Consider the following 8,758-nt stretch of genomic DNA (forward strand, 5'->3'; position numbering starts at 1 on the left):
TATAGCTAATCCAGCCCACATTTGATTAGATCCCCAACCCCTTCAACCCCGAAGGGGTTCTTTTTCGTCCGTGCCTTCTTTTCCAACCAATAGGGTAGCCTAACGATAAAATGTATAATATACTTACTTTTATACAGTTGATTACAATTGAGGTGTCATAGATGCTAGCGATTGAAGCTAAGGGGCTAACAAAAGAATTCCAAGTCTACCAGAGCCGAAAGGGTTTATCTGGGGCGTTTCGTGATTTGTTGAATCGGGAGTATCGTACGATTCGGGCGGTAAATGAGATTGATTTGTCGATTGAGCCGGGGGAGATGGTTGGATATATAGGGGAAAACGGTGCGGGTAAGTCAACCACGATTAAGATGCTAACCGGAATCTTGCAACCAACCTCAGGCATGTTAAAGGTAAACGGCTATGACCCACATCGGGAACGGGAGAAGTTTGTTCGTACGATCGGGGTGGTATTTGGCCAACGGAGTCAATTATGGTGGGATTTAGCGGTACAGGAATCGTTCCAATTACTCCAAAAGGTATATCGCATTCCTCATGAGAAATATGAGCCACATTTAAAGCGGATGATTGATGTATTAAACATCCAAGAATTGCTGGATCAGCCGGTCCGAAAGTTAAGTCTTGGCCAACGGATGAGGTGTGAATTGGCAACGTCTTTAATTCATCAGCCTTCTCTCTTGTTTCTAGATGAACCGACGATTGGACTGGATGTACTCGTAAAAGAAGATATCCGCCAGTTCCTACGAGATATTAATCAGGAATTAAACACAACGGTTCTACTTACGACGCATGATCTAGGCGATATTGAAGCGCTTTGCTCGCGAGTGGTGATGCTGGATAAAGGAAATATCATCTACGATGGGGATATGAATCGGTTAAAACGTGAATGGGGAGATGGGAAACGGATTGTACTGGAGACGGAGAGGGAATACGAGTTGTCCGAATTACTGGCGACTACAGAAGGTCTTCCGGTTGAGTGGGAGAAGAAAGCGACCCATACATACGAGATAAGGGTTCCTGGCGACCAAGTGCAAGTGCCTGAGGTGCTTGGCAGAGTCATCGAGCGTGGAATCGCGATTCAAGAGATGCAGCTAGAGGAAGCGACTGCGGAGGAGATCGTGCGGAAGATTTATCAGGAGGGGATGACTCTTGATTAGGATGTATGCAGAGATCATCCGAATCCGTTTTCTGATGATGTTAGCGTACCGGGTAAATTATTACAGCGGTATTTTAATTTATAGCTTAAATATTGGAGCTTATTACTTCTTATGGACGGCTATTTATGGTGGGCAAGGGAGTATAAACGGTTTCACGGCCTTACAGATGGCTACGTATATCGCGATTTCGTGGATGTCACGAGCGTTTTATTTTAATAATGTCGATCGTGAGATTGCGACGGAGATTCGGGACGGTACGGTAGCGATTCAGTTTATTAGGCCGTATAACTATCTAATGGTAAAGGTGTTTCAATCGTTTGGAGAGGGCATCTTCCGTCTGGTCTTGTTTAGTGTTCCGGGGATGTTTTTAGTGTCGCTGATCTTCCCGATCCAGCTACCGGGCTTTGGCTGGATTTGGTTAAAGTTTGCACTTAGCTTATTCTTAGGCTTTGTGATCAATGTACAAATTAACATCTTAGTAGGAATCCTTGCCTTCTTCGTCTTAAATAATCAAGGAATGCTATGGGCGAAGCGGATGATTGTCGATTTGCTTTCGGGTTTAACGATTCCGATTGCCTTCTTTCCTATCTGGGCGCAGTGGGTGCTAAAGGCATTGCCGTTTCAAGCGATTAGTTATCTTCCGAGTGTGGTGATCGTGAAAGACTTGAGTGGATCTGCATTTTGGGGAGCAGTTGGGGTTCAAGTCATGTGGTGCTTGCTCTTATTAATTCCGATTCAGATGATCTGGAACAAAGCGAGACATACTCTCGTTGTACAGGGTGGTTGATTATGGTTCAATTTCAGCTTTTATGGGAGTATTTTAAGCAATATATGAAAGCAAGATTGGAATATCGTTGGGACTTTATATCGCAGTTTTTTACCGATTTGATGTCTCAAGCGATTAATCTCGTCTTTATCTTAGTCGTATTTGGACATACGCAGCATTTAGGTGGCTGGAGCCGTTATGAAGTTATTTTCATCTACGGTTACTTCTTAATTCCGTGGGCAGTCTTTACCTCGTTCTTCAACTTATGGGGCTTTAATGATAAATACATCATCCGCGGTGAGCTTGATCGGGTTTTAACGAGACCTGTCCATAGTTTAGTTCAAGTCATTATGGAGTCCATGGCACCTGAATCATTGATGGGTGTGCTGACGGGCGGCATCGTGATGGGATGGGCAGTGTGGCATCTACCGCTCGATTGGGCTTGGTATGACCCGTTTCTCTTTATCATGTTTGTGTTAGGCGGAGTGGCTGTATATGCGGGTATCTATGTAGCGTTGACCAGTATTAGCCTCTATTCGGATTCAAAGTCTGATATCCAGCCGATTGTGTATAACATCGGAACCTATGGACGTTATCCAGTTAATATTTACTCGAAAATCATCCAGTTTGTGTTGACATGGATCTTGCCCTTTGCTTTTGTTGGGTTTTATCCTGCGAGTTATCTGTTAGGCAATGGCGATTGGAAGATATATGCGATGCTAACCCCTGTTGTGGGAGCTGCTTTCTTCGGATTGGGACTTTATAGTTGGAATCGTGGGATTGAAAACTACAAAGGTGCTGGTAGCTAATCCGCTTTCTTATCCTTTGTAGGCGGCTTCTCCTGCGTACTATTTCGTTTGGGATGAATCTCTAGATTTGTCCCAAACTTTTCGGTGATCTCGTCCACAAAACCATTTACATCCTCTACCATTGCTTGAGAGGCTAATCCCACATTTAACGTTCCACTTAATGTTTCAACATGTAGCTCCTGTACTTTATAGGTGATATGTTCAATGGCGATCGGCTTGATTTGACTTACTTGTTCTTGCAATAGACAGTTATCACGTCTGAGCGAATGCACCTCTTGCTCTAGCCGTTGAATCCTTGTGTACATTTCTTCCCAAGTCAATTTCCCCAACTCCTGCTTTCTGCTATTCACTTCTCTCTACAGTTATATGCGCTTGTCTTACCACAAAATGCAGATAATTTTAGTTTTTAGCCAAGCTCAATTTGAATAGTAGTAGCAAGAGAGAATAGGGGGGATCATCCTTGAAGACAGAAGATTTTTCCCGTTGGCAGCAATTAGCCAAACAGTTTTTAGGGGACGAATTTTTTCAAGATATCGTGGGTTCCCAAGGGTCAAAGGCTAGTTCAGCGTACCCAGCAGTCGATGTGTATCAAGGGAAAAATGAGGTAATTGTACTTGTAAACTTACCTGGAGTGGAAGAATTTCGTCAGGTGGATATCAAGGTAGAAGGGGATCAATTAACGATTAGTGGAAATATAGCGGAATCATATGGAGATCATGAAGTCATTATTTCGGAACGGAAACAGGGCCCGTTTTCCAAGACGGTTTCATTAGGTGCCCCGGTTGCGAGGAAATATAAACATGCCCGTTATCGTAGAGGTGTGTTAGAACTACGTTACCCGAAGTTGTAGAATCACGTAAAGGTGTGTCATCGCCCACTCTCCTTTCATATGATAAAGAAGCTCATGGAGGGAGGGAGCGATCGGCATGCCAACAATTAATAACATATTTAACATCAAAATAAACAGTGTATCCAGTGCTGCCTCTGTCAACTTTGGTAATACCATCAATATTGGCGCAGAAAGTAATAGTAAATCGCTTGGCGGCTCCTCCCCAGTAGGTGATTTTACTCGAAATTTTGACTGTGAAAATAATGTATATATTGATCCAGATATTATTGATCAGGCGTAGGAGATGAATGGATGGTACATGTAGAGATTCGATACCTTGATATCAAAGCTGTTTCCAATGCTGGATCGGTGAATATAGGTACGACGCTAAATATCATGGATAAATCTGCGATACCGTCTATTCCACAAGTTCCAGTACCTCCCCCTAATGGGGACCAAATTGCCCCTGTTGTGCCCCCTGGAGATGTAACCCCTCCGAAAGATGTTGCTCCTCCAGGGGATGTAGCTCCACCCGGAGAGATTGCTCCACCTAGAGATGTAGCCCCACCAATGGTCCGAAGTAATGAAGAAAAGTAGCCATACTTTTGGTAGAGGGCTATTTTTTTGATACAATGAAATCAAATCAACTATGATGTAGGAGTGAAGAGAATGCTTCATGGACAAGCCCCAGATTTTACGTTACCCGCTTCAAATGGTGAATCCGTTACACTATCACAATTTCGCGGGAGAAATGTGATTCTCTATTTTTATCCAAAGGATATGACGCCTGGTTGTACCACCCAAGCGTGTGATTTTCGTGATGCCCACTCTTCATTTGAAGAAGCGAACACGGTTATTTTAGGGATTAGTCGGGATTCTATAGCAAGACATGCGAAGTTTATTGAAAAATATGATCTTCCCTTCCTCCTATTAAGTGATGAAGATGGAAAAGTATGCGATATGTATGGAGTTTATAAGGAGAAAAATATGTTTGGAAAAAAAGTGATGGGGATTGAGCGGTCTACCTTTGTCATAAATGAAGAAGGAATCATCGTGAAAGAAGAACGAAAAGTAAAAGTGAAAGATCATGTGGGGCAATCACTTGAATTTATCAAACAGAATCTGGAATCTAATTAAGGAGTGAACGATTTGAACGTCAACACTTCTTATCATTGGCCTGATTATTACGATTGGACTTCAAATGGGCTGGACCACGATACGACGTACTATACCGAGCTGGCCAAGGCTTCAGGAGGACCCATATTGGAACTGGGATGTGGAACAGGCAGGGTGACCGTTGCTATAGCCAGAGAAGGATTACCGATTGTAGGGCTTGATAATTCGGTTGAGATGTTACATCGTGCAGAGCAAAAGGCACAGTCGTTCGGAGTCTCTTCCCATATACAGTTTATGGAGCAGGATATGCAGGACTTTGAATTACCGGATTTGCGATTCCCGTTAGCTATCATCCCGTACCGCTCCTTTATGCATGTAACCCATGTGGAAGATCAAAGCAAAACGTTAAAAAATATATATCGTCACCTAACGGATGATGGAGTTCTTGCTTTTAATGTATTTGTGCCTTTTATGGATCAGCTTGTAGGGATGGATGGAAAGAAGCAATTTCGAGGTACCTTTCCCGTTCCAGGGACGGGAGATGAGATTGAACTGTATGATTTTACGGAAATTGAGCCGTTTTATCAGCTTGTCCAGATTACGCGCTATATGGAGAGATTTGATCAGGTAGGCAAGTCACTCGAGCGAATTCGTACGATGTTAGAGATTCGGTATTCATTTCCTACTGAGTTGTTCCATCTACTCAAGTCTTGTGGATTTCGAGTTACCCAAACATATGGCACGTTTTATCGCAGCCCCTTTTCGCATCAAAGTGAAGAGCTGATCATCGAAGCGCGTAAGGCATAATGAAATCGAGAAGGAGGGAGAATCAGGTGAAACCGAAGCCAAAACGGGTTCCAACGAAGAGAATTTTAAACACCTTAGGCTTTATGTATCCAGATGCGCACTGTGAATTAGATTACCGCAACCCGTTTGAGCTATTGATCGCCACCATATTATCTGCTCAATCTACAGACCGTCAGGTAAATATCGTAACCAAGTCGCTATTTAAGAAATATCCAACCCCATTTGATATAGTGAATTTGACTGCAGAGGAATTAGCAGAAGAGATCAGGATGTTGGGATTATTTCGGAATAAGAGTAAGAACATCTTGCAAACATGTCAGATTCTGGTGGGGAAATATCAAGGAGAAGTTCCAAACGATCGTGCTAAATTAGAAGAGCTACCGGGTGTGGGTCGTAAAACGGCAAACGTGGTATTAAGTAATGCATTTGGTGTACCCGCTCTGGCTGTAGATACGCATGTACAACGGGTTGCGAATCGGTTGGCGCTGGCGGATAGTGAAAATGTGCTGGAGACGGAGAGGCAGTTAATGCGGAGGGTTCCACGATCCGAATGGACTGATACCCATCACCGCATTATCTGGCATGGAAGAAGAATTTGCAGTGCTCGCAACCCAAAATGTTCCTCTTGTCAGCTGCTTGAATTCTGTTGGTATGGGAAAAATAGTACCAAGTAGTAGCGTTGACAATTTAGCGAAAAGAAAATAGACTAATTATAGAGATTCTAAAATAAGAATCATTTCATTGATAGACATAGCGAGGTGGGGGAAATGGGTAAGGGCCGCCTGACAGGTGCCATTGGAACCTTAAAAGAGAGCGGTGTTCGCATGACCCCTCAACGACATGCGATCTTACAATACTTGCTTTCTTCTATGGAGCACCCGACAGCAGACGAAATTTATAAAGCCTTAGAAGCAAACTTTCCGAATATGAGCGTTGCGACGGTGTATAATAATCTTCGTGTCTTTAAGGATGCTGGCTTAATCCGTGAACTGACGTACGGAGATGCATCCAGCCGGTTTGATGCAAACGTGGAAGATCATTACCATGTCATCTGCCAAACCTGTGGTAAAATTACAGACTTTGATTATGCCCCTATTGATTTAGAACATCGGGCTGCCGAGGGAACAGGCTATACAGTGGACTCACATCGTTTGGAATTTTATGGTACATGTCCAACGTGTCAACAGGATAAAAAAATTCAATAGGAACAAGCTCTTTTCATGCAGGCATACTAAGCTAACATATGAAAAGCTTGTTCCTTTTTCTATACCTGCATTTGGAGATGGCATTTTGCGGTTAAGGTAACGGGGATCCCAGTAGACAGCCATCCATTTTTCATGCTGGATTCATAATCGGGATCGGAACATGATTCTCCAATGCGAATCATTTGACTCTTTATTAATAGGACGCTATCCGTTGATACCCTGACGTCCACAGAAGGAAGAGGAGTAAACACCTTCTCCCCATTTTCCTGATGCTTTCCTACTGCGATGACTGGACAATCTTCGGTACCTAAAAGTTCAAAGATCGCCCATTGTACCTGCTTTTCTATTGTGGGGAATCGGCAGGATAAAGGCTTTGTGGAGATCAAACATCTTAGATGCTCACCCCATTTTTTAGGTGTAGCTTTTTTAATAAAGCGATCCAGTATCCCTTTTCGAATCTTAGAGGGAATGATTCTTTCAAATGTTGTGTCGTTGGTGGGTGTGGCTTTCTGTAAATCCTGTTCTAACTTTTGCAGGAATTCCGGTGTCTGTAAGCATACGGTGGAAAAGGTGGTTTGGTTGAGGGGATATAATCCTTTATCCGAATCCAAATACGAAATACTAGAACCTGATAACAAAGGATAGAAATGCCCGACCAAACGTTCTATATAGCAGGAATAGGGCAGGCAAGATAAAAATTGATCTTCTACAGAAATAGGAAGTAAGTAGGAGAGGGAATGAATAAGTTGTAGGATGTTGCCGTGGCTGTATGTTAGGGCCCGAATCCGTTCGTTTTCAAATAAATAAATCATAGTTGCAGGGTCTTGTTGTTGAATGGAAGGGTAGGGTAGTTGGTAGGCATCGTTTGAGATGGTTTGTCCTAATTGAACCATGGTATCAAAAGTAACAGCCCCAATATGATATGAACGCCCTGTTAGTAAGGCTACATGTTTCATATGAGGAAGGAGATGTTGGATTTCTTCCAACATACCCGGATTTTCGATGAGAATAGAAGTAATATCGGCATGTTGAATCAATTCATAAACTTGCTCCTTGGATCGTAACGGATCGATTGGGACAGAGATGCCCCCTAGAGCTAAAATGGCCAAGTCGCATATGACGGCTCTTGGATTCGATCTTGCATAGATGGCAACCTTGTCCCCAGCTTGGATTCCTAATTTTTGTAATCCGTAGGCTACATCATGGATTTGATACCAAAGTTGTTGATATGTATAAACACGCTCCTTCTCATGCGTACGCCAGATTAACGCTGGTTTTTCAGAGTGATGTTTTACAATCCTTGATAATAATTCAATGATGTTATGAGGTTTCACTGGGCTCTCCCTCCTACAAAATGGAAGTCCAATATTAGAGTTTAGTATGGCAGGTAACTATACTATAGTTTCAGATAAGTCAAAATATGAATGGAATCATAGATAAAGTGGTGAGTTGGAGAAGCGAAATAAAAAGATGCTCTATATTTGCTGAGGGAGCAATAAGAACATCCTTTGATCAGTGATATTGATTTAGTTTGTGGCATTTGGGGGAGTATTTGGTGCATCTTTTGGATCTAGGGAAAGAATTGCACGACAGTGACTACATTCATCCCGCCTGCCTAATAGCTTTGTCTGCTTTTTACACTCGGGACACTCTACAGGCACGGATTGAAGGGATAACATCCCAATCCAAAAATAGATGCCGACACTGGCACAGACTGTTAGTAATCCGAGTATGAAGAAAACGACCATCCAGCTCGGAATGATAAAGCCTATGTACATAACGCCTACACCGAGAAAAACGAGTAATAACGCGAAAGTACGTATTTTATTTAGCTTACCGGATAAGAGCATTTCTATGATTACCTCCTATAGATCCTATATCTTTTCATTAGTGCTTTCATTGTATCATTTTAGGGACAGAGAAAAAACGAAAAAAGTTATTGACTCTTATTTTGTGGCATGCTATATTATTACATGTCGCCGCGATACGGTGGCACAAACAAATAAGCAAGTGTTCCTTGAAAACTAAAGAGTGAATGAACCAAGACCTGTTAA

Annotated in this window: 13 protein-coding genes; 10 read left to right on the top strand and 3 right to left on the bottom strand. The window is 42.6% G+C overall.

The genetic code is table 11. From position 1 onward, the window contains the following. The first annotated feature begins 161 nt into the window (after positions 1-161). The 3 genes from BLU58_RS14015 to BLU58_RS14025 are packed head-to-tail and all read left to right on the top strand — an operon-like array spanning position 162 to position 2,747. Positions 162-1,172: an ABC transporter ATP-binding protein gene (locus BLU58_RS14015; RefSeq protein WP_093293111.1), complete on the top strand. Its 1,011-nt coding sequence runs from the start codon at positions 162-164 to the stop codon at positions 1,170-1,172. Then, on the top strand, positions 1,165-1,959 hold the full coding sequence (locus BLU58_RS14020) for an ABC transporter permease (RefSeq protein WP_369813796.1): 795 nt from the start codon (positions 1,165-1,167) through the stop codon (positions 1,957-1,959). The genes BLU58_RS14015 and BLU58_RS14020 overlap by 8 nt, the downstream gene beginning before the upstream one ends. A 2-nt stretch (positions 1,960-1,961) precedes the next feature. After that, positions 1,962-2,747 (top strand): ABC transporter permease, encoded by a 786-nt coding sequence (locus tag BLU58_RS14025; protein WP_093293113.1) that lies wholly within the window; start codon positions 1,962-1,964, stop codon positions 2,745-2,747. Here BLU58_RS14025 and gerPC read toward each other — a convergent pair. Continuing rightward, complete coding sequence (gerPC, locus tag BLU58_RS14030) at positions 2,744-3,067, bottom strand: spore germination protein GerPC (RefSeq protein ID WP_093293115.1); 324 nt, start codon at positions 3,065-3,067, stop codon at positions 2,744-2,746. The genes BLU58_RS14025 and gerPC overlap by 4 nt on opposite strands. A 140-nt stretch (positions 3,068-3,207) precedes the next feature. Here gerPC and BLU58_RS14035 point away from each other — a divergent pair, with 140 nt between their 5' ends. The 7 genes from BLU58_RS14035 (at position 3,208) to BLU58_RS14065 (ending at position 6,704) form a co-directional block, all read left to right on the top strand. Next, positions 3,208-3,597 (top strand): Hsp20/alpha crystallin family protein, encoded by a 390-nt coding sequence (locus BLU58_RS14035; RefSeq protein WP_093293117.1) that lies wholly within the window; start codon positions 3,208-3,210, stop codon positions 3,595-3,597. A 76-nt stretch (positions 3,598-3,673) separates the two neighbouring features. Further along, positions 3,674-3,877 (top strand): spore germination protein, encoded by a 204-nt coding sequence (locus BLU58_RS14040; protein WP_072335793.1) that lies wholly within the window; start codon positions 3,674-3,676, stop codon positions 3,875-3,877. An 11-nt stretch (positions 3,878-3,888) separates the two neighbouring features. Then, entirely contained in the window at positions 3,889-4,173 is a 285-nt protein-coding gene (locus BLU58_RS14045) for a hypothetical protein (protein ID WP_093293119.1), read from the top strand. Between the two features lie 72 nt (positions 4,174-4,245). After that, positions 4,246-4,713, top strand: a complete 468-nt coding sequence (bcp, locus tag BLU58_RS14050) for a thioredoxin-dependent thiol peroxidase (protein ID WP_093293121.1) — start codon at positions 4,246-4,248, stop codon at positions 4,711-4,713. 12 nt (positions 4,714-4,725) lie between these two features. Next, positions 4,726-5,499: a class I SAM-dependent methyltransferase gene (locus BLU58_RS14055; protein WP_255404725.1), complete on the top strand. Its 774-nt coding sequence runs from the start codon at positions 4,726-4,728 to the stop codon at positions 5,497-5,499. A 26-nt stretch (positions 5,500-5,525) separates the two neighbouring features. Continuing rightward, the gene (gene nth, locus BLU58_RS14060; protein ID WP_369813798.1) at positions 5,526-6,173 is read left to right on the top strand and encodes an endonuclease III; all 648 of its coding nucleotides are present in this window, start codon (positions 5,526-5,528) and stop codon (positions 6,171-6,173) included. Positions 6,174-6,266: 93 nt separating this feature from the next. Beyond that, positions 6,267-6,704 carry a Fur family transcriptional regulator gene (locus BLU58_RS14065; protein ID WP_093293127.1) on the top strand — a complete coding sequence of 146 codons (438 nt, stop codon included), beginning with the start codon at positions 6,267-6,269 and terminating at the stop codon, positions 6,702-6,704. Positions 6,705-6,763: 59 nt separating this feature from the next. Here BLU58_RS14065 and BLU58_RS14070 read toward each other — a convergent pair whose 3' ends face one another. Then, on the bottom strand, positions 6,764-8,038 hold the full coding sequence (locus tag BLU58_RS14070) for an AMP-binding protein (protein ID WP_143123802.1): 1,275 nt from the start codon (positions 8,036-8,038) through the stop codon (positions 6,764-6,766). Between the two features lie 192 nt (positions 8,039-8,230). Further along, positions 8,231-8,554, bottom strand: a complete 324-nt coding sequence (locus BLU58_RS14075; protein ID WP_093293131.1) for a DUF2614 family zinc ribbon-containing protein — start codon at positions 8,552-8,554, stop codon at positions 8,231-8,233. Between the last annotated feature and the right edge of the window lie 204 nt (positions 8,555-8,758).

Origin of the sequence: Thermoactinomyces sp. DSM 45892, assembly GCF_900107305.1 — a bacterium.
Classification (GTDB): domain Bacteria; phylum Bacillota; class Bacilli; order Thermoactinomycetales; family Thermoactinomycetaceae; genus Baia.

Excerpts from the sequence above, each read along its gene's own strand:
- BLU58_RS14025 (WP_093293113.1), top strand. The coding sequence starts at position 1,962 with ATGGTTCAATTTCAGCTTTTATGGGAGTATTTTAAGCAATATATGAAA.
- BLU58_RS14040 (WP_072335793.1), top strand. The coding sequence starts at position 3,674 with ATGCCAACAATTAATAACATATTTAACATCAAAATAAACAGTGTATCC.
- BLU58_RS14045 (WP_093293119.1), top strand. The coding sequence starts at position 3,889 with ATGGTACATGTAGAGATTCGATACCTTGATATCAAAGCTGTTTCCAAT.
- BLU58_RS14015 (WP_093293111.1), top strand. The coding sequence starts at position 162 with ATGCTAGCGATTGAAGCTAAGGGGCTAACAAAAGAATTCCAAGTCTAC.
- BLU58_RS14065 (WP_093293127.1), top strand. The coding sequence starts at position 6,267 with ATGGGTAAGGGCCGCCTGACAGGTGCCATTGGAACCTTAAAAGAGAGC.
- bcp (WP_093293121.1), top strand. The coding sequence starts at position 4,246 with ATGCTTCATGGACAAGCCCCAGATTTTACGTTACCCGCTTCAAATGGT.
- BLU58_RS14075 (WP_093293131.1), bottom strand. The coding sequence starts at position 8,554 with ATGCTCTTATCCGGTAAGCTAAATAAAATACGTACTTTCGCGTTATTA.